Source organism: Niveispirillum sp. CC-CTL257, assembly GCF_059489915.1.
Genome location: NZ_JCAJXE010000001.1, coordinates 2,467,818 through 2,491,869, shown reverse-complemented (window position 1 = coordinate 2,491,869; position 24,052 = coordinate 2,467,818). Strand labels below are relative to the sequence as shown.

Genomic DNA, 24,052 nt, shown 5'->3' with positions numbered 1-24,052 from the left:
GTTACCCGGCCTTTTTCGTTTCTACATCGTCGCCGCTATTGGCGGGTTGGGGCGGTTCTTCGGCGCTGGTGCTGGACAGGGCCTCTGCCACGGGTGCTTCGGCTTCCGGTTCTATCGGTTCGGTGGCCAGCAGCAGCGGCTCTGCTTCTGCGGCGGCCTCTGACTCTGCGTCGGCTGCCGGCGGGGCCAGCATGGCGGTGGCGGCGGGCGCGGGGCGGCGACGGATGGCACCCTCGAAACTGGCACCCGGTGCGATTTCCAGCAGAGTCTGGATCACATCGCCCTGGACGCTGGACCCGTTCAGGATGAACACCTCCTCGGCGTTGATCTCCCCCTGTACGCGGCCATGCACGCGGACGGTGCCTGCTAGAATATGGCCGTTCACGGCGCCCGTGGCACCGATGGTCAACTTGGCGCAGCTGATATCGCCATCGACGGTGCCTTCGACATGCACCTCCCCCGGCGTATTCAGATTGCCCGTGACCCGCATATCGCGGCTGACGATAGAGGGCATGGGCCGGTCGGACCCGCCACCATTCCCCGTACCGCTGGGGCGGGCCGTGGCCTTGGCGGTGCTGTCGATACGTTCCTTAACCTTCGCAAACATGCCGACCCCTTTCCATGAAGCGCAGCGGATCCACCGGCTTGCCTTCGACCAGCACCTCATAGTGCAGATGCGGGCCGGAACTGCGGCCACTGTCGCCCAGCGTGCCGACCTGACGGCCAGGGTCCAGCATTTCGCCCTTCTTAACCATGATTTTCTTCATGTGGGCATAGCGGGTGCGGATGCCCAGACCGTGATCCACCTCCACCATATGGCCGTAGCCTTCGTCATAGGTGACATCGACGACGCGGCCGGCGGCGGGCAGGGTGACGGGGGAGCCTTCCTTGGCCACCAGATCCAGCCCTTCATGTGCTGCCCATTGGTTGGTAAAGGGATCGCGCCGCCCGCCGAAACCGCTGGAGACGTAGAAATTATCCACGGGCGGGGTCAGCGGCAGATAATTGGCCAGCGCGCGCAGCCGCGCCTGTCGGTCCAACCGCGACTCGAGCTGGTTCAGCGCGGCCTGCGCGGTGGCAGGCAGGCTGCCATTGGGCAGTTCGGTCAGGCCGATCAGGGGCCCGCCAACGCCGCGCGATGACTGGCCCATGGCGCGCAGCACCTTGTCCAGGTTCAGGCCGGTATTCTTCAACTCCCCCTCGATAGCACCGATGCGCAGTTCGGCATGCTGTGCCAGACGGTTCAGCAGGGCGACCTGACCGGTGGCAATCTCCGTCATCTGCTGTTCGCTGGTGGCGAGCGCCGTCGCCATCTCATTCCGTTCGGTCCAGGCGGTTTCCGCCTCCCGCCGGGCGCGCTGGGCCTCCAACTGCGCCTCCGCCAATGCCTTGCCCAGTCCTTCGCTGGCCAGCGCCAGGGTCGGCTGCGATGAAGGCACAGCTTCCGCTTCCTCCAGCACCAGAGACAAGGCGGCAATGGCCGATTGGGCGCGGCGGGAGGCTGCTTCCTGGCTGATATCGGTGATCAGCTGCAATGATTCCTGCGCCGCGCGCAAACTGCTGCCATCCCCGGCCTCCACCCGCAGCGGGGCCAGTTCGTTGCGCACGGCGGCCAGCACCTGACGCGGAGTCTTCGACCCATCCTTGTCTGCACCTGTCAGGACGGCCATGGCCGCATCGATTCGGGCGCGCGACTGCGCCTGTTCGGACAGCGCCGTATCCAGCGCCACCCGGACTTTGTCCAAGTCGCCGGCCACGCGCGACAGCTGTTCCCGGCTGTCGGCCAGTTGGGTCGCCAGATTGGCGGCCCCTTGATCCATCTGGAAGATGCTGTCGCGGCTGTCACGCAGGGCGAAGGCGGTGGCCATCCAGCCGGCACTGGCCACCAGCATGCCGCACAGGGCAGCAGCGGCCAGAAGGGCAGGGCGCAGCCGTTGGCCGGGACCGATGGTCACCGACCTGATCTTGTCATCATCGACGATGATGACCTGTTCGCTGCGCATGAAGAAGCCGAGCAACCCGTCCCCCCGTCACAGTGCCGTGCCGCCGTTTCTTCCGCCTGCTGGATTGCCCCGGCGCAGACTCGGCTTTGACTTGGCGGACATTATTGCCCGCGGGTCCGGCACTGGACGCCGGTGGTAGGAATTTAAGGGATGCACATCTTTCGGGCAAGCCGGGAATCGCGGACGATGTACTTCCAACGGATATGCAACCATCCAGGCGCAAAAGCATGCGCGCCTTGGCTTTCCCGGCCCCTATTCCAGCGCCGCGCGCAGGGCGGCAGCAGCTCCCCAGGGGGAAAGCGGCAGGGATGCGGCCAGAAGACCGGACAGTAACAGCAGATGAGGGCGGGCCGACTGCCCCGTCAGCACCGAATCGACAGCGGCGGCTGCAAAGATCAAAGCGGGAATATACAGCGGAAGCACAAGTAAAGGCAGAAGAACCCCACCCCGTCGGGCACCCAGCGTCAATGCAGCACCGATTCCGCCGATCAGGCTGAGCAAGGGGGTGACCAGCAGCAAGGTGCCCAGCAGAATCGGGAAACCATCGCCGGGCAGGTTCAGGAAAAGGGCCAACAAAGGGGCCGCCAGGATCAGCGGCAGGCCGGTCACCAGCCAATGGGCCAGGATCTTGGCCGCGGCCACCGCCTCCATCGGCAGGGAGGACAGGGACAGCAGTTCCAGCGACCCATCCTCATGATCGGCCTGGAACAACCGGTCCAGCGACAGGAGCGAGGCCAGCAGGGCCGCCACAAGGATGACGCCCGGTGCGATCCGCGCCAGCACACCCGGTTCCGGTCCGATGCCGAACGGGAACATGATCACGCACAGGACAAAGAACAGCACCGCCATGGCCGCGTCCGCCCCCTGGCGCAGGGCCAGACGCAGATCACGGCGCAGCAGCCGCAGGAAACCGCTCATGCGGGCACTCCCGCCGCCTCGTCCTCGCTCTCGTCCTCATCATCCGCTGTGGCACCGAAATCGGCCAGGTTAAGGGTGGCGGCATTGGCGACATCCATGTCGCTGTGGGTGGACAGCACCACCATGCCGCCGGCCCGCCGGTGGGCGGCGATCAGGGCGGCCAGCCGGTCAATCGAGTCGCGGTCAAGTGCGGTTGCCGGTTCATCCAGCAGCCAGAGCGGTGCGATGCTCGCCGGGGCCAGCGCCAGCCGGGCCAGATTGACACGCTTCCTCTGTCCGGCGGACAGGTATCGGCCTGGCATGTCGGCGACATGATCCATGGCAAGGGCTGCCAGCGCGCGTTCGGCCCGGTCCTCCGGGTCGGCCAGTCCATCCAGCCCGGCCCAGACTGTCAGATTTTCCAGGGCCGTCAGGGTCGGCTTCACTGCATCCTGATGTCCGGCATAGCGCAGACGCGCGCGGTGGGCGTCCGGGTCGCGGGCAATATCGCCGCCATTCCAGGTCAAAGCACCGGAAAAAGGCCGCGACAAGCCGGCCAGCAGGCGCAGAAGGCTGGATTTGCCGCTGCCGTTCGGTCCCACCAGAATCAGCGCCCCGCCCGGCGACAGGGTGAAGTCGAGATCGGCGAACACCACACGCTCACCACGCAGACAGGTCAGGCGGTGGGCGGCAAGGCCCTGGTCGGTGGATGGGGTCTGACCCTGTGTCACGGAATAAGGCTCCTGGCTGGCTGGCGCCAAAATGCCAGAAAGCGCAGGTCGAAGCATAGAGATTCCGGATAAAGAAACGGCCACCGCGGGGGCTGGTGCGGTGGCCGTGAAATGGTGCCGATCCGGGGCAGGATCGGCGGTGCGGGCCGACATTCCAAATGGGGGCCTGGAATTGTCTGCCGGGGCGGGGTGTCTCAAGTCGCCTCAGCAATCCCAGGTGCAAGATGGAAGTCCCGCATGACCAAAGTCGGACCTGAAAGTGGCGAAAATGTGATTTGTGCGCAGGGCACCCGACCTATGCGCAATTTCACGATCCCGAAACAAAAAACCGCTTTCACCGTTGGGGCTTCGGCCCTATATAGCCGCTTATCGCAGCGCACGTGCCTATGGCCCCCACACCCGTCCAATGGTCGTTTTCAAGACTGGACGGAGCCGTCAACCCGGTGGGGTTATGCAACGACGTAAAGCGTATCCTCGTCCGTCCCTTAAACAAGGCGGCGAATTGGAGGCTACGATGGATGTTGTTGTTGTCGGGGGGCCGGTTGCGCTCTCCTTGTCTTTTGCTTCTGCTCGGGCGTCGGATATCGGCGCGTCGATCCTTCCTGGCGTCATGACCAGTATCTGACCCGCCTGGGCCGGCTGCGTTTCGCGGCACGCTTGGGCGGAACCGGACCCGTATCGGGTCCGGCAAAAGCCATTTCACCCCTATACATCCCCCGCTTCATGCCGCCTCGGAGTCAACGATGACCGAGAAGATCGCCCGATTCTTCGCTGAACAGACCCCCGCCACCCCCTGCCTGGTCGTGGACCTGGACGTCGTTGCCGAGAATTACGGCAAGCTGGCGACCGCCATGCCCGACAGCCGCATTTTCTATGCCGTGAAGGCCAATCCGGCACCGGAGATTCTGCGCCTGCTGGTGGAGAACGGCTCCTGCTTCGACACCGCGTCCGTCCCGGAAATCCAGTATTGCCTGGAAGCCGGTGCCACCCCGGACCGCATTTCGTTCGGCAACACCATCAAGAAGGCCGGCGATATCCGCATCGCGCACGGGCTGGGCATCGATCTTTTCGCCTTCGACAGCATCGAAGAGCTGGAGAAGATCGCCGAGCATGCGCCGGGTGCCCGCGTCTTCTGCCGTATCCTGACCTCGGGCGAGGGCGCCGACTGGCCGCTGTCGCGCAAGTTCGGGTGCGAGCCGGAAATGGCCCGCGACCTGCTGATCCAGGCGTCGAAGATGAATGTCCGCCCCTATGGCGTGTCTTTCCATGTCGGCAGCCAGCAGCGCGACCTGAAGCAGTGGGACATTGCACTCTCCACCGCCGCCGCCATCTTCAAGGGTTGCGAGGAGCAGGGCGTTCTGTTGTCCATGGTCAATATGGGCGGCGGTTTCCCCACCCGTTACCTGAAGGACGTGCCCACAAGCCAGGCCTATGGCGAGGCCATCAATGACAGCCTGCGCCGTCATTTCGGCAACCGTCTGCCGGAAACCATCATCGAGCCGGGCCGCGGCATGGTGGGCAATGCCGGCATCATCCAGTCGGAAGTGGTGCTGATCTCTCGCAAGTCGGCCAATGATGACAAGCGCTGGGTCTATCTGGATATCGGCAAGTTCGGCGGTCTGGCCGAGACCATGGACGAGGCCATCCAGTACCCGATCCAGACTGAGCGCGACGGTCCCGCCGAAGCGGTCATCCTGGCCGGCCCCACCTGCGACAGCGCCGATGTGCTGTATGAAAAGGCGGAATATCGTCTGCCGACCTCGCTGAAGATCGGCGACAAGGTGACGATCATGGCGACCGGTGCTTACACCACCACCTATTCGGCTGTGAATTTCAACGGCTTCTCGCCGCTGAAGGCCTACTACATCTGATCTCTGTTCCGTCCCGGACGGGTAGGGTTCCTGACGCAAGCCGCCCCAAAAGGGCGGCTTGTGGCATTTTTGTGGCCAGTTGATGGATTTTTGTGCATCATTTGAAACACTGCGTATTTTTTTTGCAACACCTGCGAGCAATGTTGCACAGCAGCATGCACGGGTTCTAGGCGATCCGGCTGGAAACTCCCATAATCCTCGTGAAATCACCGCCCACCCCGTTCTGGCATCAGATTTGCTGAAAGGGGGAGGGACCCAATCATAAATGCCTCATAATGGAGTGGTTCATGCGTTTCTCGAAGTTCCTCGCCTCCACCGCGATCGCCCTCGCCATGCTGGGCGGCGCTGCTGCCGCGCAGGCTGAAGACGCCCCGTTCACCTTCTCCGGCACCGCTGCGCTGACCAGCGACTATGTCTTCCGCGGCTACAGCCAGACCGACAGCGATCCGGCTTTCCAGGCCGGCCTGACCGCCAGCCACGAGAGCGGCTTCTTCGTGTCCGCCTGGGGCTCGAACGTCGATCTGGGCTCCGACGCCGATATCGAGGTCGACCTGATCGCCGGTTACACGAACAGCGTCGATAACCTGACTTATACGGTCGGCGCTTATTACTACACCTATCCGGGCGCTGACGGCTCCGCTGAGTTCGACTATTTCGAGGCAGGCCTAGATCTGGCCTATGCCATCGACAAGGTCACGCTGACCGGTAAGCTGTACTACTCGCCGGAATTCTTCGGCGCTGCTGGTGGCGATGCCTGGTACTTCGCGGGCGGCACCTCCGTTGCCGTCACCGACACCGTGTCCGTCTATGGCGCCATCGGCTTCAACGAGCTGGATAACGGCACCGACTACCAGGATTATCAGGCTGGTATCGCCGTCAAGTTCGAGCCGTTCGTGCTGGACCTGAAGTACACCGACACCGACGTGAAGGGTGCCGGCCCGCTGGGCGACAGCCGCTTCGTTGCGACCCTGACCTACGCGTTCTGATAACAGGCGGGCCTTATCCCGCCTGATCAAGCCAAAGTGGTCCAAGCGCGGCCGGTCCCATTCTCCGGGGCCGGCCGTTGCTTTTTGGGGGACCTATGCTTTCCGTCACTTGCCCATCGGGACGTTCGGGGCGAAGATGGGGGCAGGGGAGAAAGGTGCAACCATGTCCATCGGCAGCATCGGTACGGCCCTGTCCGGCGCGCTGGCGCAGACGCAGCGTCTGGCCAACAGCGCCAACAACGTCGCCAACCAACGCAACACGGGCGCCATCCCGGCGGCGGATGGCAGCGTGCAGCCCGGCCAGACCCCGGCCTTTCAGTCGCAGAGCGTCAGCCAGACGGCGGTAACCGGCCCCAATGGTCAGGGGCAGGGGACGCGCGTGGTGGCCCGGCCCACCACACCTGCCTATATCCCCGAATATCAACCCGACAGCACGGATGCGAACGAGCAGGGGCTGGTGGCGGCCCCCAATGTCGATCCCGTGACCGAACGGGTGGACCAGATCTCCTCGCTCCGCGCCTTTCAGGCTAATCTGGCTACCATCCGCGCCCAGGATGAGTTGGAGCGTAGCGCCATCGACGCGCTGGCCTGACCCGCCCCGCCGTTCGGCGCTGCACACTTGCCCGCTGCCCACCGGAAAGGCAGGATGCGCGCCATGAAACCGCCATGGCGTTGGGCGATGCTGTCCTTCCGCGCCGTCTGGCACCTATAACAGGAACCCATCATGCTGCGCCGTTCGCTGCTGACGCTCGCCCTGGCCGCCCCTTTGCTGGCCTCCCTGCCTGCCGCCGCCCAATCCATCGTGGATTTCTCAAGCCGCGAGCCGATTGTGCTGGATGTCGCCAGCATCGAGGTCGAAAGCGCCTATGCAGCCCCGATGGCCCCACCGAATATCGATCATGAATTGCCGCTGACCCCGTCGGATGCCGTCCGTCTCTGGGTTTCCTCCCGCCTGAAGGCCGGGGGGCCGCAGGGCAAGGCACGGGTGATCATCAGGGATGCGTCGGTCAAGGAGATCGAACTGGACCGCACCAAGGGCATCAAGGGCTGGTTCACCAAGGATCAGTCGCAGAAATATGAAGGCAAGCTTCAGGTCGAGATATTGGTGGAGGGCACCTCGCGCGGCTTCTCCGGCGGTGTCTCCGGCGCCGTCGCCCGCTCCACCACGGTGGCCGAGGATGTGACCCTGGCACAACGGGAAAAGACCATGACTGATCTGGTCCGTGATCTGGCTGGCGATCTGGACGTCGAACTGGACAAGTCCATCCGCGCCAACATGTTTCCGGTGATCGTGTTGCAGTGACGGGCCGTCAGGGCGTGGCCGGTTCGCGCCACGCCTCCACCCGGTTGCGCCCGCCATGTTTGGCGGCGTACAGCGCCTGATCGGCGCGGTCGACCAGGGCATCCACGCTGATCTCCCCCGTCACCTCCGCCGCACCAAAGCTGGCTGTGACGTGCAGCACCTGCCCATCGGCCAGCTGTACCGGCGTGGCGGCCAGATCGGCGCGTAGCCTCTCCAGCACCACCAGCGCCTCGGCCAGATGGGTTTCTTTCAGCAGGATCAGGATTTCCTCGCCCCCCATACGGAAGGCCTCGTCAATCGCCCGGATGCCACGCGTCAGGCAACCGGACGCCGCCACCAGCACGCGGTCGCCCGCCTCATGCCCATAGGTGTCATTGACCGATTTGAACTTATCCAGATCGCACAGCGCCACACAGAAGGGCTGCCCCGTGCGGGCAAAACGCGCCAGTTCGCGAGATACCTCGTCGGCCAGTCCTGTACGGTTGCGCAGGCCCGTCAGCGGGTCAATGCCGCTGCCCGCCACCGACAGGGCGCGTTCGATGCGCCGGCATTGCTGGATGAACTCTTCAAACTTATCCAGCACAGCCTGATAGGTGGCGTAATCCGGTACATCCCCCTCCGCCGCGCGCATCAGGGTCAGGCGGCCCATGCGGTGCAACTGATCATGTAGCTGCACCAGCCGGTCAAAGGCCGGTTGGTGCGCCACGCTGCCATGCTTCACCCGCGTCACCCAAGCGGCGAAGCCCTTGGGTTCCGGTGCGGCGTCCGGTCCCGACAGGCCGCTGTCGCGCGTGAACAGGGCCGCCTTGTGCCATTGCGTCAGCCAGCGCAGATGCTCATCCACCACGCCGGACAGGCCGGCCACGATGGCGGATGCGTTGCTGCCGCCGACCGGCGTGGTCATTCACTGTCCCCCGGCTGCCACACCCATTTGCGCCGCGCTTCGGCCAGGGTGCCGGTGATGATGGCCGCACGGATATCGCGCATCAGACGGTTCATGGTGTGGACATTGTGCATCGTCAGCAACTGCATGCCCAGCATCTCCTCCGCCTTCAACAGATGGTGGATATAGCCACGGCTGGCCGTGCGGCAGGCAAAGCAACCGCATTCGGCATCGATGGGGCTGTCATCATCCTTGAACCGCGCATTGCGCATGTTCAGCCGCTCGCCCTTCACGCCCGGTGCCAGGGCCCAGCCATGGCGGGCGATTCGCGTCGGGCTGACACAGTCGAACGTGTCGATGCCCAGGGCCACGCCCTCAAAAATATCGACAATGCCGCCAATGCCCAGAAGATGGACAGGCCGGGTGGGATGAACATGCGCCATGGCCATGCCCACCACATCATGCATCTGCTCGCGCGTGGCCCCCAGGCAGCCGCCGACAGCGGTGGCAAAGAAATCCTGGTTCGCGACGATCTCCGCACTCTCCTTGCGCAGGTCGGGATAGACCCCGCCCTGGACAATGCCATACATGGCCTGCGGCATGCCGTTGGCCGAGATGCCGCCAAATTCCTTGAACGCGGTCAACGACCGGTCGCCCCAGCGGTGGGACATCTTCATCGACCGCGCGGTATATTTGCGGTCCACATGGAAGGGCGTGCATTCATCCAACTGCACCACGAAATCGGGGCCCAGCTTGCGCTGAATGTCGATGGACTTTTCCGGCGTCAGGAACAGCTTTTCCCCGTTGGTATAGGATCGGAAGGTCGCCCCCTCCTCGGTGATCTTCAACAGGGTCTTCTCACGCGTCGTGGTGCGCCGCCCCTTCACCTCATCCGCCACCGACCCATGGCCCATGGCAAAGATCTGGTACCCGCCGCTGTCGGTCAGCATCGGCCCGTGCCAGTTCATCATCTTATGCAGCCCACCCAACTTGGCCACCAGATCGGCCCCCGGCTGGATCATCAGATGATAGGTATTGGCCAGGATGATGTCGGTCTTCTCCTCCCGCATCTGCTCCGTCGTCAGCCCTTTGATGGCCGCCTTGGTGCCGCAGAAAATGAAATTCGGCGTCTGGATGGCCCCATGCGGCGTGGACAGCGTGCCAATGCGCGCCTTGCTGCCCGCCGGATCGCGATGCGTGATGTCGAAGGAAAAACCGGGGTAGGAGATGGCCATGGTGTGAACAACCGTACAGTATCGCTGGAGTTTAAGCCCCTGGGTATGGGGGAGTCGGTCGCACTTGTACAGGGGCTGCCCGCGAATAGCAGGCAGGAAGCGGCAAACGCGATCAGCGGGGCCACGTGGCCGCATCGCGGTGGTTATGGGCACAGGCCAGAATATAGACGGCGTCCGGTTCGATCCGAAAGAACTGGGCGTAAGGGAAGCGCCGCAGAAGCGCCCGCCGCAATCCCGCATGACTAACCGGGAACGCCCGTGGATTTTCGGCAAGACGGCGGATCAGGTGATCAACCTCAGTGAGAAGCGCGCCCCCAGCCCGTCCACCTGCTGATCGTACCAGCGACGAGCCGCATCCATTTCTGCCCGCGCTGGCGGCAGGACTAGGACACGCAACATCAGATCCGGTCAGCCTGGAGTGCTGCTCGCACCTGCTCCCATGGCTCAGCCTGACCGCGCATTTCTTCAAAATCGGCATTCCGTCGCTCCAACTCGGCCTTCCAGGCCGGTGAAAGCGGAACATCCGCTGCGTCCAGGCTGTCACACAGCTCGGCGATCAGGTCGAGCTTTTGCTGGGCGGAGAGCCGTTTCATGTCGATCACTGACATGGGTCTTGTCCTTCGCTGCAAGCCATCCAGAGGAGAATGGCGGCTTTTGCCCTGAGGGGGAAGGGGTTCTCTTTCCCCCCGAATACGGCTAGCCGTCCACTATGGCAAATCGGGCTTTCAGATATTCCACAGTCGTCCGCCACTTTGGTGTGGTTGGGCGGCAGACGGTATTCTGATTACCGAAAAGGCCAATCTCCCGGACCGCCTGGTGCAACGGAACGGTGGCAAGCCAATCTACAGAGACGAACCATTCGCATCGGTCCGGATCATCGGCGAAGGCGCGGTGATAGTCGCCCCCCTTCAAAATATCCAGGGCAAGCACCTGCTCGCCTATGTCGTTCCTTAGCTTGAAATCCGCCGCCGGCTCAGCTGAGCCGGTGACGATGCCGACGCCAACAAAGCCATGATCCGGCGATTTTACCCATATGCGGTCGCGGGGTTTGAGCAGCCCCAGCGTCTTGCTGTACCAACTGGCCCCGCCGGCACTGATGAAGCCATAGCGCACGGCCTCCTCCCAGGATCGACTGGGGCCAACGCCGAAGGAGGCGTAGAACTCGCCGTTCCAAGGCTCGGGGCCCCCGCCCGTCTCCGATTTCTTTTCCAAAGGCGGATCAACATGATCTTTCAGCCACACTCGGCTGAGAAGCTGCTGGCCATCAAAGGTGAATACCTGGAAACAAAGCACATTGATCGCGATCCCGCGATCGGCCAAGTAGGTCACAATCCGCTCCGAACTGGCGTCCAGTTCGGCGGTTACAACAACGATCTCATGCGCGCGGTTCAACGTCTCTTCATTGAGCGTTCCGCCAAAACGCGCACGAAAATCGTCTGATAGGCTTCGCCCACCGGAGAACCGGCTGTAGATCGCAGCAATATCCTGCGGTTCCAGATTCTCCACCCAAGTCGCATAGTCAAGCGCCTGGGCGATCACCGTCCAAGGTGTCTTATCCCGCTTCAATTCGATCAGGACCAGCGTGCCATCGGGTGCGATGGCCAGCAGGTCGATGATGCCGCCATGGCTTGTTTTTGCCTGCCGCCCGATCAGCATCCAGGAATCCGACAGGATTTCCGGGGCTGCGACAATCATCTCCTCCAGCGTCTTCTCACTGGGAAGCCTTGCCCGGGCAAGAGACACCGGCGGATGGCCGACGGCCCAGATAGCGTGGTGAATTGTCATCGGTGCAGGCGTGTCCCTTGATCAGTCGGCTGATATTATCAACACGCGTAGACCGGAATAGACAATCCCGCATTTCGCGGCTGGCGATCAACCTCATACCGCCACCCCATCCACCCGCCGCACCATGCGCCGGGACAGGTACATGAACGGCGTGTCGAGGATCGACAGCGCCACCCGCATGCCATAGGTGCCCAGGATATAGGTATAGAACAGCGCGTCCCAGCCGACCGGCTCAGGCGCGAAGACAACCCAGGCCAGGACGGAGAAGATCACGTTGTCGACCAGGGAGGACAGCATCGTGCTGCCATTATTGCGCAGCCACAGGTGCCGGTGGCCGGTGGCACCCCGGATGCGCTGATAGACCCAGACGTCGAACAACTGGCTGGTCAGATAGGCCGTCATGCCGGCTGCGAACAGGGCTGGGGCGGGGGTGAAGATAGCGGCGATATGGTCCTGCATGGGCAGGGCCCATGCCATGTCGGCACCCGCCTGTTCCGGTGTCATGGGGCGATAGCCGAGCGTGATGACCATGAACAGGGTGAACAGAAGATAGGCTGCAAAGGACAGAAACACCGCCTTGCGCGCCGCGTCCCGCCCATAATGTTCGGTCAATATGTCGGTAGCGAGATATGTCGATCCGAACAGCACCGTACCCATGGCGACCGGATGGTCATAGAAGCCGAACTGCACCGCCTTCAACACCTCCACATTCGCCGCGATCACGGCGGTGGCGATGTAGAGATACAGGCCCGGTGCCCCGAACAGCCGTACCATCAGCAATATCGTGCCAAAGCAGAACAGGGCCTGACACAGCAGCAGCGCCTCTGGCGGCACGGCGTTCAGAAAAGCGATCAGATCGGCGGGTGACAGCGACATGGACACGGTCCCGAAAGGCGGGCGGAAGAAAGCACAGAACCACAAACGGCAGCGGCCCCGCGAAACGACCCGACAGGGTGTCTCGCGGGGCCGACGATACCGTCAGCAGCGATACTGGAACCGACAGATGCCGATCAGGCGGCGGTCTTGGCGGCCAGGACCTTCTGGATCTGCTTCTTCACCTTGCGGGCATCCACGTCCAGCTTGGCGTCAGCGATATCCAGCAGAGCGGCGTCCAGGCCACCCTTGTGTTCGATGGTGCGGATGCCGTTGGTCGACAGGCGCAGACGGACCATGCGGCCCAGCGCGTCGGACATCAGCGAGGTTTCCTGCAGGTTCGGCAGGAAGCGCCGGCGGGACTTGTTGTTGGCGTGGGAGACGTTGTTACCGGTCTGCACACCCTTGCCGGTCACGGCGCACTTGCGGGACATGGAAGCACCTATTCTCTTGCTGCTGGCGGCCACGGAACCAGAACCGGGGCGCACCTAAGACGAAAAAGACCTTGCCGGTCAGGGTTTCCCCCAACCAACGAAGCCGCGTTGATAAACGAGGGGGGGACAGAGTCAAGCCCAAGGGCAGGGGCGAAGATCAGCATTTCCGCCATGCGGCAGCGGCGGTCCCCCCTTCCGCACAGCCCCCATTCCTTATAGGATGCAAATGGTCTTTTCCAGCTTGGACGCCATCCCATGGTCGATACACGCATGAACCCCACGTCCGCCGGCCCCACGGGCCTGGGCGGCAGCGTTATTGAGGGTGGCGGGCGGCGTGGCGTCCTGCCCATTTCCGGCCCCGGCGGGCGGCCCATCCCCATGGGGCGTCCCGGCAACCGCTGGCCCAACGCCAAGGAACTGGCGGCCCTGATCGTGGATGGCATGCTGCGCCTGCCGGCCCGGTATCGCCGCGGCATGTTCCTGGATGTGCTGACCTAAGTTCACATCTTGCCCCGCCTTGCCCTTTACCAGCCCGACATTCCCCAGAATGCCGGAACCCTGATGCGTCTGGGTGCCTGCACCGGCGTCGGGCTGGACATTATCGAGCCGTGCGGCTTCATCCTGGATGACAAGCGCATGAAGCGCTCTGTCATGGATTATGCCGACCATGCCGACGTCACCCGCCATGTCAGCTGGGCCGCGTTCCAGGCACAGCGGCGCGGGCGGCTGATCCTGCTGACCACGCGCGCCGCCGTGCCCTATACACAGGTTGCCTATCACCCGGATGATATCCTGCTGCTGGGCCGGGAAAGTGCGGGCGTGCCCGATGATGTGCATGACGCCGCCGACCTGCGCGTGCTGATCCCGATGAGGCCGGGTACCCGGTCGTTGAACATCGCCATCGCGGCGGCGATGGTGCTGGGCGAAGTGTTAAGGCAGGTTGACACCCCGGACGCCCAAACAATCATTTCCAGCGGGGGCGGGAACGGTTAAACCGTTACGACCTGTGCCTCTGTCTCCCGGACCTGCCCATGCCGACACCCCTGCCGCCGTCCGATATCCTGGCCGATCGTCAAGCCCAGGCGAAAGCCTGGTTCGAAAGCCTGCGCGACCGTATCTGCGCCGCCTTTGAGCGGTTGGAGGATGAACTGGCCAGCGGCCCGCATGCCGGCCTGCCCGCCGGGCGATTCGAACGTAAGGCCTGGGACCGTCCCAACCATGATGGCGGCGAAGGCGGTGGCGGCGTCATGAGCGTAATGAAGGGCCGGGTGTTTGAGAAGGTGGGGGTGAATGTCTCCACGGTTCATGGCACCTTCTCCCCTGAATTCCGGGGATCGATCACGGGTGCTGGCGAGGATGGGCATTTCTGGGCCAGCGGCATCTCCCTGGTGGCCCATATGCGCAGCCCGCTGGTGCCGGCGGTGCATATGAATACCCGCATGCTGGTGACCAGCCAGAACTGGTTCGGCGGTGGGGCCGATCTGACGCCCATGTTCCTGGAAGGGGTGCAGACGGAAGAGGATAAGGCCGATTTTCACGCCGCCCTGAAGGGGGCGTGCGACGCGCATGGTGATGATTACTATGCCAAGTACAAAGAATGGTGCGACCGCTACTTCTTCCTACCCCATCGTAATGAACCGCGCGGCGTCGGCGGCATTTTCTATGATCAGCTGGACAGTGGCGACTGGGCGGATGACTTTGCCTTTACCCGCGCCGTGGGTCAGGCCTTCCTGGATGTCTATCCCCGCATCGTGGCGCGGCGCATGCACCAGGAATGGAACGAGGCCCAGCGCGATCACCAGTTGATCCGCCGGGGCCGCTATGTCGAATTCAACCTGCTGCATGACCGCGGCACCCTGTTCGGGCTGAAAACCGGCGGCAATATCGAGGCCATTCTGATGTCCATGCCGCCGGAAGTGAAGTGGCCGTAAACCTATGGACATGATGCTTGAACAACGGGTCATCGCCGGCCATCCCATCCTGCTGGTCCGACACGGCCAAACCCATTGGAACGTGGCCGCCCGCTGCCAGGGGCAGATGGACAGCGACCTGACGGAACGGGGCCGTGCCCAGGCTGATCAGGTGGGCACCATCCTGAAGCGCCTGATGGCGGATATCCCCAACTGGCGCGACGTGGTGCGGCTGGTATCAAGCCCCCTGGGTCGCACGCAGGAGACGACGCGCATCATCAATCGCCATCTGGACCTGCCCGTCACCTTGGATGCACGCCTTGCCGAAGTGTCGTTCGGCGATTGGGAGGGCATGACGCGGGCGGAGATTGAGGCGGCCAACCCCTGGCTGGCCGATCATGGCCCCCATGGCTGGCAGTTCCATGCCCCCAATGGGGAACGATATGAGGGCGTGCGCGAACGGCTGCTGGGCTTTGTCACCGAGGTTGACCGCCCCACCATCGCCATTTCCCATGGGATGAGCGGTCGCATCCTGCGCGCCCATTATGCCGGTCAGGATCAGGAAACCGCCTGCCGCCTGCCCGTGCCGCAGGACCGCGTTTTCCGCCTGTCACGGGACGGGGTAGAAGAATTGGCGTAAGGGGTCAGATGATCCCCGCCGCCAGCCGCCGGATCGCCTCCTCCAGCACCTCGTCGCGCTTGCAGAAGCAGAAGCGGGCCAGATGGGTGGGGGCGTCCACCTCAAAGAAGGCGCTGATCGGAATGGCGGCCACGCCGACCTTCTCGGTTAGATGCTGGCAGAAGGCGCGGTCATCCATGGCGATGCCGCTGGCGGCCAGATCGACGGTCAGGAAATAGGTCCCCGCGCAGGGCAGCACGACCAACCCCGCCGCCCGCAGGCCCGCCGACAGAAGATCGCGCCGCCGCGCCATGTCGTCGGCCAGGCCCGTGAAATAGGCGTCATCCTTGTTCAGGCCCAGTGCCACCGCATGCTGAAGGTTCGGCGGGGTGGTGAAGGTCAGGAACTGATGCGCCTTGATGATGGGGGCCAGCAGCGGGGCCGGGCCGGTGACATAACCGACCTTCCACCCGGTCAGGGAAAAGGTCTTGCCCGCCGACCCGATGCGCAAGGTGCGGTCGCGCATGCCGGGCAGGGTCATCAGCGGGATATGCCGCCGTCCGTCAAACACCAGATGCTCATAGACCTCGTCACACAGGGCCATGGCATCATGGCGGATGACGTAATGGGACAGCAGGGTCAGTTCGTCCAGGGTCCAGACCTTGCCGGCCGGGTTCTGCGGATTGTTGATCAGGACCAGCTTGGTCTTATCGCTGAACACCGCGTCCAGATCAGCCTCGGCGAAGGTCCAGTCCGGTGCCTTCATGGTGACGAATCGTGGAATGGCCCCGGCGCGACGGATGATGGGGGCGTAGCTGTCATAAAGCGGCTGGAACAGGACCACTTCGTCCCCCGGCTCCAACAGGCCGAACAGACAGGCGGCCAGCGCCTCCGTCGCCCCGCTGGTCACCAGCGTCTCGGTTGCCCAGTCAACATCCAGCCCATAGAAGCGGGCATTGTGCGTGGCCAGCGCCTGGCGTAGCGCTGGCAGGCCCGGCATGGGCGGATACTGGTTCCAGCCGTCGGTCAGGTAGCCAGCGGCGGCGGCCACGATATCGGGTGGGCCGTTGCCGTCGGGGAAGCCCTGCCCCAGATTGATGGCCTTATGCTGATCGGCCAGCCTAGACATTACCTCGAATATCGTGGTGCCCAGGGCGGAAAAGGTGCCGTTACCCGCTTTCATCGTCACGTCCGTGTCAGGGGATGGGGGCGTAACCCTTGGCCCAGAGCCCGAACTGTCCGTCGCGGATCACCTGGGTACCGACAAAGCCCGCATCATCCATGGCTTTCTTCAGGCTGTTCTGCACGAAACCGGTGCGGTGCGCCATGTGCTGATTGCCACTGGCCAGGGGCAGGCGCCAGCCGAAGATCATGTCGATCGGCGCGATGGGACCAGCGGGCGACAGATAGGCTGGTTCCTCCAACTGTCCCTGGGCCACCAGTTCAGCCACCTGCTGGAGGTCCGGCAGGGTGATCAAGGCGAAGGCTCCCGGCTTCAGCACGCGCCGGAATTCCGCCAGCGCGACAGGCACCTCATGCGGATAAAGATGTTCGACATTGTGCGAGGACCAGACGGCATCCACCGACGCGGTGCCGATCCGGCTCATGTCCGTGATGGTGCCGACGATATCCGGTTGCACCTCGGGATCGATATCATAGCGCAGCTCGCGCCATTGTCCGGGCGTGAAGAACTGTTCCGGCAGCTTGGCTGGGTCCGTCACGCCGCAACCGACATGTAGCACCAAAGGCATTTCCTGTGTCATCCCCGCCCGCCCGTTCCATCGCCGCGCTGCGGGAGAGGGTAGTGAAGGATGAGGCATCATGGCGATGGAAATCGACGACGGCCTGCTTGCCCGCTGGCCTCATCGAAGGCAGACATGATAATGATCGTCCAATAGTTGTATTTGGTGTGTGGACATGACAAAGCACCATCGCCCTCCCCCCACGCGTTTCATGGCCGTCGCCCAACCAAAGCCGACCCAAGGGCCGCTGCCGCACCCCGGAGCACCACCGCCGCCGCCGACCACATTTGGCCCGGCCGCCTCGGTTCAGGCGAAGCCAGCACGGACGGTTGACAAGGGGGCCCTGCCGTTGGCCCCGCCACCGACGCGTTTCGGGGTTGTTCATCCTGTCCAGGCCAAGGCGGCCAACCCACTGCCACCCGGCTCCAGACCGCAGGCCGTGGCCCATCGGCCCGCCGCCGCTGTCGGCAGCGCTGCAATCCAGATGATGAAGACCCGAGGCGGTCCAAAAAAGGATTATTCCGACACGAAATATGACGAGATCATTGGTAACGCCCTGAATAGTCTGGGCGACACGCGGCCGTTGGAGGTGGTCAAGGTTGGGGGGGAGGATTACGCCTACCAGCCGCCCGGAACACTGGAGCCTTGGCCCTATACGCGCCCGGCTTGGGAGGCCGGGACCTATGAACGGATCAAGGCGACCCAGATGAGGGGGACGGACTTGATTTGCGCCCTTTGCGGCGGTGTCATCGCCCTCAACGGCAATGGCAAGGAAGAATGGCAGTCCCGGAGTGGGAAGTGGCATGAAACCCGGCCGCCCATTGATCATGACAGCCCGGATTGGATCGAAAGGCTGCGCGGCATCAAGGAGAAGGTCGAAGATACGTTCGGATCAGCGGATGTCGGTGACCTCGACCAGCTTCAGAAGAACGACGTAAGGAAACTGGTCGAGCGGGAATTCCACGCCGACACGCTGCAAATAGCGCATATGCGCTGTAACTCTGCCAAGGCCAAGGCCTGATATCGATTGTGTGGGGCGGAACGGTCAGTTGCTGAGCAGGGCCGCTTGCTCCTCCAGCCCGTAATTGCGCATGATGGCGGCTAGGCGGCCATTGTCGCGCAGGCGACGCGTCCCCTCCGCCATGATGCGGGCCAGTTCGGGGGCGCGGGGATCGTTCTGGGAGAAGCCGACAAACAGGTCGGCATCATCCTTCAGGGATTGGGTCACCATCTGCTGCTGCATGCCCATGCGCCGTACCTGCCAGCGCAGCACATTATGATCGTCCAGCAGCATGTCGATGCGCCCGGCCGACAGCAGGCGCAGCCCCTGCACCAGATGCGAATAGCCAAACCCGCTCAAAACGACAATCCGGTCCGGGTTCTGGATATTCTTATCAACATACTCCTGTAAGGTACCGCCATAGTCGTAATCCTTGATCACACCCAGGCGAAACCGCTCGAAATCCTCAGGCTTGGCAAAATTGAAGCTTTGGGTGCGGGCCATGACAACGGCGTTGGCGGAATTGCCCTGGGCAATGGCCGGCAGCAGGGCCGCCCCATCCATGGTGGAGGCAACACCGGGCAGCGCCGTGGCGCTGCCATCCTTGGCCATGCGTTTCATCATGGCGAAATTGACGACCCGGTATTCGACCTTGAAGCCAAGTCCTTCAAAAATCTCACGAGTCATATCGACCATATACCCCTCGCGCCCGTCCGCATCGGGATCACAGGCATAGGGGCACCAGGGGTCGGATGCGATGATGATGGGCCGTTCCCGTTCAGCCGGTGTCAGGTCGCGGGCATGCGTGTCACCCGTCCCGGCCAACAGGGCCAGGAGTGCGGCAAAGACCGGCAAGGGGCGCGCAAGGCGCGGCAAGGAAAAGCGCATGGGCACAGAATATACGCTGGCCCGCGCCACAAATCACGCGATGACTTCAAGGGTATGAAACAAAGGCAACACAAAAACGGCCGCCAGATTCCCTTTGGGGTTTCCGGCGGCCATTTCGTGCAACAGGATTACTCTGCCGCCTGCGCCACCACAGCCTGTGCCGCGGGCTTCACCCAGCGCAGCACCGGCTTGCGGGCGGCCTGGGTTTCATCCAGGCGCTTGCGCGGGGTCAGGCGGGGGGCGGCCTGGAAATGGGCCAAGTCGCCGGCCTTGGCCTTTTCCGCCAGGTGCCGCATGGTGCCGATGAACTGATCCAGGGTGCGCTTGCTTTCCGTCTCCGTCGGTTCGATCAGCAGGGCACCATGGACGACCAGTGGGAAATACATGGTCATCGGGTGATAGCCCTCGTCGATCATCGCCTTGGCGAAGTCCAGCGGCGTGACGCCGGTACCCTTCAGGAAGCGATCATCGAACAGCGCCTCATGCATGCATGGCCCCTCGAACGATGCCGACATCACATCCTTCAGGCTGGCCAGCACGTAGTTGGCGTTCAGGACGGCGTCCGATGCCACCTGACGCAACCCGTCCGCCCCGTGCGACAGCATGTAGGCCAGCGCGCGGACGAACATGCCCATCTGGCCATGGAAGCCCTTCAGACGGCCAAACGGTTTGGCATCGCCGGCATCCTTGGCATGTTCGATCAGGTCGAACCCATCCTTACCATGCACCACGAAGGGCAGGGGGGCGAAGGGGGCCAGGGCATCCGACAAGACCACCGGGCCGGAACCCGGACCGCCACCGCCATGGGGGGTGGAGAAGGTCTTGTGCAGATTGATATGCATGGCGTCCACGCCCAGGTCGGCGGGGCGCACGCGTCCGACGATGGCGTTGTAGTTCGCGCCGTCGCAGTAGAAATAGCCGCCCGCCGCATGCACGGCATCGGCGATTTCCCGGATCTGCGGTTCAAACAGGCCGCAGGTATTGGGGTTGGTCAGCATGATGCAGGCGACATCATCGCCCAGCTTGGCCTTCACGGCCTCCACGCTGACGCGGCCATTTTCTTCCGCCGGGATGGTGTCCACGGTGAAGCCGCAGAAGGCGGCGGTGGCCGGATTGGTGCCATGGGCAGACTCGGGCACCAGCACGCGGCGGCGATGGCTTTCGCCCCGCGCATCCAGGGCCGCATGGATGGCCATCAGACCGCACAGTTCGCCATGGGCACCGGCCCCCGGCGACATGGCAACGGCGGGCATGCCGGTCAGGGTCTTCAGCCAATGCGCTAGCTGATCGATCAGTTCCAGCGCACCCTGCACGGTTTCGACCGGCTGCATAGGGTGGATGTCGCCGAAGCCCGGCAGACGGGCCATCTTCTCGTTCAGGCGCGGGTTATGCTTCATCGTGCACGACCCCAGCGGGTACATGGTCGTGTCGATGGCAAAGTTCTTTTGGCTCAGACGCGTGTAATGGCGCACCACGTCCGGCTCCGCCAGTTGCGGCAGGCCGACACCGGCGCGGGGGGACAGGCCGCCCAGGCGGGTTGTGGTCGTCACCGGTTCCGGCAGGTCAACGCCCACGGCACCCGGATTGTCCAGTTCGAAGATCAGCGCTTCTTCCTGCTGCAGCGCCTTGTTGCCGGTGAAGGTGACAAGGTCACCTGTGACGGACACGGAATGGGGGGTGCTGTCGCGACCCTGGCTGTTCATGGCCATCAGAGAACCTCCTCCAGGCCGCGCACCAGCGCGTCCATATCTTCCACGCTGTTGATCTCCGTCGCGGCGATCAGCAGCAGATCATCCAGCCCTTCCACATCCGGATAAAGGCGGCTGACCGGTACGCCGGCCAGGATGTCCTTCGCCGCCAGCTTGGACACGACCTTGGCCGCTTTCTTGGGCAGCTTCACCGTGAACTCGTTGAAGAACCCGTCATTGACGACGCTGACGCCCTTCACGGCGGACAGCTTGTCAGCCAGCGTCACGGCATTGGCGTGGTTGATGCGGGCCAACTGCACCAGCCCCTGTTCGCCCAACAGCGACAGGTGGATGGTGAAGGCCAGCGCGCAGAGGCCGGAGTTGGTGCAGATGTTCGACGTCGCCTTTTCGCGGCGGATATGCTGCTCACGCGTCGACAGGGTCAGCACGAAACCGCGCTTGCCATCAGCATCCACCGTCTGACCGCACAGGCGGCCCGGCATCTGGCGCACATACTTGTCGCGTGTGGCGAACAGGCCCACATAAGGCCCGCCGAAATTCAGGCCATTGCCGATCGACTGGCCTTCGCAGACCACGATGTCGGCCCCCATGGAACCGGGGGAGGGCAGCAGGCCCAGCGACACAACCTCCGTCACTACCACGATGACCATCACGCCCTTGGCGTGGGCGGCATCGCAGAGCGCGGTGAAGTCGCGCAGATGGCCGAACAGCGACGGGGTCTGAACCACGACGCAGGAGGTCTCTGTGTCCAGCAATGCGGCCAGATCCTCAGCATTCTTCCAATCCGGGGCCTGGGCGCGGATATCCATGCCCATGACGCCACAGGTGGTTTCCACCACCTCGCGGTAATGCGGGTGCAGGCCGCCGGACAGGATGACCTTGTTGCGCTTGTTCACGCGGGCTGCCATCAGGACGGCTTCGGCCGTACCCGTCGCCCCGTCATACATGGAGGCGTTGGCCACATCCATGCCGGTCAGCAGCGCCACCTGCGTCTGGAATTCAAACAGGTACTGCAAAGTGCCCTGGGTCACTTCCGGCTGATACGGCGTATAGCTGGTCAGGAACTCACCGCGCAGCAGCATCTGATCGACCGAGGCGGGGACATGGTGCTTGTAGGCACCGGCCCCGACAAAGAACGGCACGGACGACGCCGTGACATTCTTGGCGGCCAGGCGCGATAGGTGGCGTTCCACCGCCAGCTCACCCATATGGTCGGGCAGGCCCGCGATCTTTCCCGGCAGCTTGGCATGGTCGGGAACGTCACGGAACAGGGCATCCACACTGTCCACCCCGATGGTGGCCAGCATGGATGAACGGTCGGCATTGGTCAGCGGCAGGTAACGCATCACAGCCCCTCGGTGAAGGACTTGTAGGCGGCCTCGTCCATCAGCGCCTCGAACTGCGCCATGTCCTTGATGGACATCTTGAAGAACCAGCCATCGGTCTCCGGTGCGGTGTTGACCAGCGAGGGATCGTCACCCAGGGCCCCATTGCCCTCCAGAACCGTACCATCGACGGGGGCATAGATTTCCGAAGCGGCCTTCACCGATTCGACCACGGCGGCGTCCTTGCCCTGCTCCAGCACCTTGCCGGCATCCGGCACCTCGACGAACACCACATCGCCCAGCGCATTCTGGGCATAGTCGGTGATGCCGACGGTGGCGATGCCGCCGTCCAGCTTGATCCACTCATGGTCCTTGGTGAAACGGATGGTCATGGGTCGGTCTTTCGATTGGAGGTAACGTGAGGGAGAGGGCTCAGCCCTTGAAATAACGGTGCGGCGCAAAGGGCAGTGCGGCCACCTTGGCCGGCAGCGCCTTGCCGCGCACGATCAACTGGACCGGGGTCCCGACGGCGGCGGAACCGGCATCGACATAGCCCATGGCGACCGGGCCGCCGACGGTGGGGCCGAAGCCGCCGCTGGTGATTTCCCCGATGCGGTTGCCGGACAGGTCCTGGATTTCGGTATGTTCGCGGGCGGGGGCCTTGCCTTCCGGCAGGATGCCCACTCGGCGGCGGGAAGGGCCGCTGGCCAGTTGCGCCTGCACCACGGCAGCACCGGGGAAGCCGCCTTCCGTGCGGCGGCGCTTGGAAATGGTCCAGTTCAGGGCGGCTTCAATCGGGCTGGTGGTCGTGTCAATGTCATGGCCGTAAAGGCAGAGGCCAGCCTCCAGACGCAGCGAATCGCGCGCCCCCAGACCGATGGCCTCGACGCCCTCTTGGGCCAGGATCAGGCGGGCCAGCCTTTCAGCATCGGTGGCACCCACGCTGATTTCGTACCCGTCCTCGCCGGTGTAACCCGACCGGCTGATCTGCACGGCGATGTCGTCGATCACGGCAGTGCGCGCACTCATAAAACTCATGCTGGCCGCTTCCGGCAGCAGGCGGGCCATGACGGATGCGGCCTCCGGGCCTTGCAGCGCCAGAAGGCCGGCATCATCGCCCAGATATTCCAGGCTGATATCGGTCGACAGCTTGGTCTTCAGATGCGCCAAGTCGTCCGCTTTGCAGCCGGCATTGATCACCACATACAGGTGATCCTCGAACCGGGTGACCATCAGGTCATCCAGGATGCCGGCTTCATCATTGGTGAACATGGTGTAGCGGATGCGGCCCGGCGCCAGGGCGGCGATATCGCCCGGCACCAGCGCTTCCAGCGCCTGGATGACGGCGTCGATGCTGGCACCCCGCAGACGGACCTGCCCCATATGGGACACATCGAACAGGCCGGCGCGGGCGCGCGTATGCAGATGTTCCTTCAGCACGCCCAGCGGATACTGCACCGGCATGTCGTAGCCGGCGAACGGCACCATCTTGGCGCCCAATTCCACATGAAGGTCATAAAGCGGCGTGCGCAGCAGGCTGGTGTCACCCAAGGTGGGGCACTCCCATCAGGACAGGTTTCACCCGTCACGGGGATCGTCCCCGCGGCGGTTGCCCCCCTCTGTCCTGGCCCCTGAGAGATTCGCGTCGCCATTCGGCGTCCACTTACTCCGTCGGTGGGCTGTCGGCCCGGTGAACCCGAGCCCGCCTGCTTTCCAGATGTGCCTACCCTTCGCGGTCCTTTTGCCTGAGAGTTTCCGGGGGCGGTTGCTCCTTCGGCGCTGGCTCCTGTCACCAGGAACCAGTCTCTCCCGCATGGGGTCGTCGGCTGATCGGCGACAAACTACGCTTTGCGCCGCC

At 63.5% G+C, this 24,052-nt stretch carries 26 protein-coding genes and 1 riboswitch; of the genes, 9 read left to right on the top strand and 17 right to left on the bottom strand.

Annotated elements, in window-relative coordinates:
- Nucleotide 1: 1 nt before the first annotated feature.
- The 4 genes from ABC729_RS11635 to ccmA form a co-directional block, all read right to left on the bottom strand.
- Nucleotides 2-607 carry a bactofilin family protein gene (locus ABC729_RS11635; RefSeq protein ID WP_495607735.1) on the bottom strand — a complete coding sequence of 202 codons (606 nt, stop codon included), beginning with the start codon at nucleotides 605-607 and terminating at the stop codon, nucleotides 2-4.
- A complete protein-coding gene (locus ABC729_RS11630; protein WP_495607734.1) occupies nucleotides 591-2,003 on the bottom strand; it encodes a peptidoglycan DD-metalloendopeptidase family protein in 1,413 nt (470 codons plus the stop codon). The genes ABC729_RS11635 and ABC729_RS11630 overlap by 17 nt, the downstream gene beginning before the upstream one ends.
- A 252-nt stretch (nucleotides 2,004-2,255) precedes the next feature.
- Complete coding sequence (ccmB, locus tag ABC729_RS11625) at nucleotides 2,256-2,921, bottom strand: heme exporter protein CcmB (protein WP_495607733.1); 666 nt, start codon at nucleotides 2,919-2,921, stop codon at nucleotides 2,256-2,258.
- Complete coding sequence (gene ccmA, locus ABC729_RS11620) at nucleotides 2,918-3,631, bottom strand: heme ABC exporter ATP-binding protein CcmA (RefSeq protein WP_495607732.1); 714 nt, start codon at nucleotides 3,629-3,631, stop codon at nucleotides 2,918-2,920. The genes ccmB and ccmA overlap by 4 nt, the downstream gene beginning before the upstream one ends.
- Nucleotides 3,632-4,374: 743 nt before the next feature.
- Here ccmA and ABC729_RS11615 point away from each other — a divergent pair.
- The 4 genes from ABC729_RS11615 (at nucleotide 4,375) to ABC729_RS11600 (ending at nucleotide 7,791) form a co-directional block, all read left to right on the top strand.
- A complete protein-coding gene (locus ABC729_RS11615) occupies nucleotides 4,375-5,502 on the top strand; it encodes a type III PLP-dependent enzyme (RefSeq protein ID WP_495607731.1) in 1,128 nt (375 codons plus the stop codon).
- Nucleotides 5,503-5,789: 287 nt separating this feature from the next.
- Nucleotides 5,790-6,488: a TorF family putative porin gene (locus ABC729_RS11610; protein ID WP_495607730.1), complete on the top strand. Its 699-nt coding sequence runs from the start codon at nucleotides 5,790-5,792 to the stop codon at nucleotides 6,486-6,488.
- A 163-nt stretch (nucleotides 6,489-6,651) separates the two neighbouring features.
- The gene (locus tag ABC729_RS11605; protein WP_495607729.1) at nucleotides 6,652-7,080 is read left to right on the top strand and encodes a flagellar basal body rod protein FlgC; all 429 of its coding nucleotides are present in this window, start codon (nucleotides 6,652-6,654) and stop codon (nucleotides 7,078-7,080) included.
- A 132-nt stretch (nucleotides 7,081-7,212) separates the two neighbouring features.
- Complete coding sequence (locus tag ABC729_RS11600; protein WP_495607728.1) at nucleotides 7,213-7,791, top strand: hypothetical protein; 579 nt, start codon at nucleotides 7,213-7,215, stop codon at nucleotides 7,789-7,791.
- Between the two features lie 7 nt (nucleotides 7,792-7,798).
- Here the strand turns inward: ABC729_RS11600 and ABC729_RS11595 are convergent, their stop codons facing one another.
- The 6 genes from ABC729_RS11595 to rpmB all read right to left on the bottom strand — a co-directional run bounded on the left by ABC729_RS11595 (nucleotide 7,799) and on the right by rpmB (nucleotide 13,001).
- Entirely contained in the window at nucleotides 7,799-8,695 is an 897-nt protein-coding gene (locus ABC729_RS11595; protein ID WP_495607727.1) for a diguanylate cyclase, read from the bottom strand.
- Nucleotides 8,692-9,909 carry a tRNA guanosine(34) transglycosylase Tgt gene (tgt, locus tag ABC729_RS11590; protein WP_495607726.1) on the bottom strand — a complete coding sequence of 406 codons (1,218 nt, stop codon included), beginning with the start codon at nucleotides 9,907-9,909 and terminating at the stop codon, nucleotides 8,692-8,694. The genes ABC729_RS11595 and tgt overlap by 4 nt, the downstream gene beginning before the upstream one ends.
- A 398-nt stretch (nucleotides 9,910-10,307) precedes the next feature.
- Nucleotides 10,308-10,517, bottom strand: coding sequence for an addiction module protein (locus ABC729_RS11585; protein ID WP_495607725.1), 210 nt, complete (start codon nucleotides 10,515-10,517; stop codon nucleotides 10,308-10,310).
- A gap of 88 nt (nucleotides 10,518-10,605) precedes the next feature.
- Nucleotides 10,606-11,694, bottom strand: a complete 1,089-nt coding sequence (locus tag ABC729_RS11580; RefSeq protein ID WP_495607724.1) for an endonuclease NucS domain-containing protein — start codon at nucleotides 11,692-11,694, stop codon at nucleotides 10,606-10,608.
- 93 nt (nucleotides 11,695-11,787) lie between these two features.
- Nucleotides 11,788-12,570 (bottom strand): queuosine precursor transporter, encoded by a 783-nt coding sequence (locus ABC729_RS11575; protein WP_495607723.1) that lies wholly within the window; start codon nucleotides 12,568-12,570, stop codon nucleotides 11,788-11,790.
- Between the two features lie 134 nt (nucleotides 12,571-12,704).
- A complete protein-coding gene (rpmB, locus tag ABC729_RS11570) occupies nucleotides 12,705-13,001 on the bottom strand; it encodes a 50S ribosomal protein L28 (protein ID WP_054166970.1) in 297 nt (98 codons plus the stop codon).
- A gap of 255 nt (nucleotides 13,002-13,256) precedes the next feature.
- Between rpmB and ABC729_RS11565 the strand changes: the two genes are divergently transcribed.
- The 4 genes from ABC729_RS11565 to ABC729_RS11550 are packed head-to-tail and all read left to right on the top strand — an operon-like array spanning nucleotide 13,257 to nucleotide 15,551.
- The gene (locus tag ABC729_RS11565; protein ID WP_495607722.1) at nucleotides 13,257-13,499 is read left to right on the top strand and encodes a hypothetical protein; all 243 of its coding nucleotides are present in this window, start codon (nucleotides 13,257-13,259) and stop codon (nucleotides 13,497-13,499) included.
- Between the two features lie 9 nt (nucleotides 13,500-13,508).
- Nucleotides 13,509-13,994, top strand: coding sequence for a tRNA (cytidine(34)-2'-O)-methyltransferase (locus ABC729_RS11560; RefSeq protein WP_495607721.1), 486 nt, complete (start codon nucleotides 13,509-13,511; stop codon nucleotides 13,992-13,994).
- Between the two features lie 38 nt (nucleotides 13,995-14,032).
- Nucleotides 14,033-14,932: an oxygen-dependent coproporphyrinogen oxidase gene (gene hemF, locus ABC729_RS11555; RefSeq protein WP_495607720.1), complete on the top strand. Its 900-nt coding sequence runs from the start codon at nucleotides 14,033-14,035 to the stop codon at nucleotides 14,930-14,932.
- Between the two features lie 10 nt (nucleotides 14,933-14,942).
- Entirely contained in the window at nucleotides 14,943-15,551 is a 609-nt protein-coding gene (locus ABC729_RS11550; protein WP_495607719.1) for a histidine phosphatase family protein, read from the top strand.
- A gap of 4 nt (nucleotides 15,552-15,555) precedes the next feature.
- Here ABC729_RS11550 and ABC729_RS11545 read toward each other — a convergent pair whose 3' ends face one another.
- Both ABC729_RS11545 and ABC729_RS11540 read right to left on the bottom strand, forming a co-directional pair.
- Entirely contained in the window at nucleotides 15,556-16,713 is a 1,158-nt protein-coding gene (locus ABC729_RS11545) for an aminotransferase (RefSeq protein WP_495607718.1), read from the bottom strand.
- Between the two features lie 13 nt (nucleotides 16,714-16,726).
- Nucleotides 16,727-17,281, bottom strand: coding sequence for a class I SAM-dependent methyltransferase (locus ABC729_RS11540; protein ID WP_495607717.1), 555 nt, complete (start codon nucleotides 17,279-17,281; stop codon nucleotides 16,727-16,729).
- A gap of 475 nt (nucleotides 17,282-17,756) precedes the next feature.
- On the opposite strand from ABC729_RS11540, the gene ABC729_RS11535 reads away from it, so the two are divergent.
- A complete protein-coding gene (locus ABC729_RS11535) occupies nucleotides 17,757-18,293 on the top strand; it encodes a hypothetical protein (RefSeq protein WP_495607716.1) in 537 nt (178 codons plus the stop codon).
- A 24-nt stretch (nucleotides 18,294-18,317) separates the two neighbouring features.
- On the opposite strand, the gene ABC729_RS11530 is transcribed toward ABC729_RS11535, so the two are convergent.
- From ABC729_RS11530 to gcvT, 5 genes are all read right to left on the bottom strand, one after another.
- Nucleotides 18,318-19,148 (bottom strand): substrate-binding periplasmic protein, encoded by an 831-nt coding sequence (locus tag ABC729_RS11530; RefSeq protein ID WP_495607715.1) that lies wholly within the window; start codon nucleotides 19,146-19,148, stop codon nucleotides 18,318-18,320.
- Between the two features lie 140 nt (nucleotides 19,149-19,288).
- Entirely contained in the window at nucleotides 19,289-20,863 is a 1,575-nt protein-coding gene (gene gcvPB / locus ABC729_RS11525; protein WP_495608671.1) for an aminomethyl-transferring glycine dehydrogenase subunit GcvPB, read from the bottom strand.
- A 5-nt stretch (nucleotides 20,864-20,868) separates the two neighbouring features.
- Nucleotides 20,869-22,215 carry an aminomethyl-transferring glycine dehydrogenase subunit GcvPA gene (gcvPA, locus tag ABC729_RS11520; RefSeq protein ID WP_495607714.1) on the bottom strand — a complete coding sequence of 449 codons (1,347 nt, stop codon included), beginning with the start codon at nucleotides 22,213-22,215 and terminating at the stop codon, nucleotides 20,869-20,871.
- Nucleotides 22,215-22,586, bottom strand: coding sequence for a glycine cleavage system protein GcvH (gene gcvH / locus ABC729_RS11515; RefSeq protein WP_495607713.1), 372 nt, complete (start codon nucleotides 22,584-22,586; stop codon nucleotides 22,215-22,217). The genes gcvPA and gcvH overlap by 1 nt, the downstream gene beginning before the upstream one ends.
- Before the next feature lie 40 nt (nucleotides 22,587-22,626).
- Nucleotides 22,627-23,745, bottom strand: coding sequence for a glycine cleavage system aminomethyltransferase GcvT (gene gcvT, locus ABC729_RS11510; protein WP_495607712.1), 1,119 nt, complete (start codon nucleotides 23,743-23,745; stop codon nucleotides 22,627-22,629).
- Nucleotides 23,746-23,917: 172 nt separating this feature from the next.
- A riboswitch (glycine riboswitch) is annotated at nucleotides 23,918-24,016 on the bottom strand.
- Nucleotides 24,017-24,052 lie beyond the last annotated feature (36 nt).

Coding starts and splice junctions, on each gene's coding strand:
- ABC729_RS11635 (WP_495607735.1), bottom strand. CDS start 607: ATGTTTGCGAAGGTTAAGGAACGTATCGACAGCACCGCCAAGGCCACG.
- ABC729_RS11540 (WP_495607717.1), bottom strand. CDS start 17,281: ATGCCTTTGGTGCTACATGTCGGTTGCGGCGTGACGGACCCAGCCAAG.
- ABC729_RS11605 (WP_495607729.1), top strand. CDS start 6,652: ATGTCCATCGGCAGCATCGGTACGGCCCTGTCCGGCGCGCTGGCGCAG.
- ABC729_RS11585 (WP_495607725.1), bottom strand. CDS start 10,517: ATGTCAGTGATCGACATGAAACGGCTCTCCGCCCAGCAAAAGCTCGAC.
- ABC729_RS11615 (WP_495607731.1), top strand. CDS start 4,375: ATGACCGAGAAGATCGCCCGATTCTTCGCTGAACAGACCCCCGCCACC.
- ABC729_RS11535 (WP_495607716.1), top strand. CDS start 17,757: ATGATGAAGACCCGAGGCGGTCCAAAAAAGGATTATTCCGACACGAAA.
- ABC729_RS11575 (WP_495607723.1), bottom strand. CDS start 12,570: ATGTCGCTGTCACCCGCCGATCTGATCGCTTTTCTGAACGCCGTGCCG.
- ABC729_RS11580 (WP_495607724.1), bottom strand. CDS start 11,694: ATGACAATTCACCACGCTATCTGGGCCGTCGGCCATCCGCCGGTGTCT.
- ABC729_RS11550 (WP_495607719.1), top strand. CDS start 14,943: ATGATGCTTGAACAACGGGTCATCGCCGGCCATCCCATCCTGCTGGTC.
- ABC729_RS11595 (WP_495607727.1), bottom strand. CDS start 8,695: ATGACCACGCCGGTCGGCGGCAGCAACGCATCCGCCATCGTGGCCGGC.
- ABC729_RS11600 (WP_495607728.1), top strand. CDS start 7,213: ATGCTGCGCCGTTCGCTGCTGACGCTCGCCCTGGCCGCCCCTTTGCTG.
- ABC729_RS11610 (WP_495607730.1), top strand. CDS start 5,790: ATGCGTTTCTCGAAGTTCCTCGCCTCCACCGCGATCGCCCTCGCCATG.
- gcvPA (WP_495607714.1), bottom strand. CDS start 22,215: ATGCGTTACCTGCCGCTGACCAATGCCGACCGTTCATCCATGCTGGCC.
- gcvPB (WP_495608671.1), bottom strand. CDS start 20,863: ATGAACAGCCAGGGTCGCGACAGCACCCCCCATTCCGTGTCCGTCACA.
- tgt (WP_495607726.1), bottom strand. CDS start 9,909: ATGGCCATCTCCTACCCCGGTTTTTCCTTCGACATCACGCATCGCGAT.
- rpmB (WP_054166970.1), bottom strand. CDS start 13,001: ATGTCCCGCAAGTGCGCCGTGACCGGCAAGGGTGTGCAGACCGGTAAC.
- hemF (WP_495607720.1), top strand. CDS start 14,033: ATGCCGACACCCCTGCCGCCGTCCGATATCCTGGCCGATCGTCAAGCC.
- ABC729_RS11630 (WP_495607734.1), bottom strand. CDS start 2,003: ATGCGCAGCGAACAGGTCATCATCGTCGATGATGACAAGATCAGGTCG.
- ABC729_RS11565 (WP_495607722.1), top strand. CDS start 13,257: ATGGTCGATACACGCATGAACCCCACGTCCGCCGGCCCCACGGGCCTG.
- ccmB (WP_495607733.1), bottom strand. CDS start 2,921: ATGAGCGGTTTCCTGCGGCTGCTGCGCCGTGATCTGCGTCTGGCCCTG.
- gcvH (WP_495607713.1), bottom strand. CDS start 22,586: ATGACCATCCGTTTCACCAAGGACCATGAGTGGATCAAGCTGGACGGC.
- ABC729_RS11545 (WP_495607718.1), bottom strand. CDS start 16,713: ATGAAAGCGGGTAACGGCACCTTTTCCGCCCTGGGCACCACGATATTC.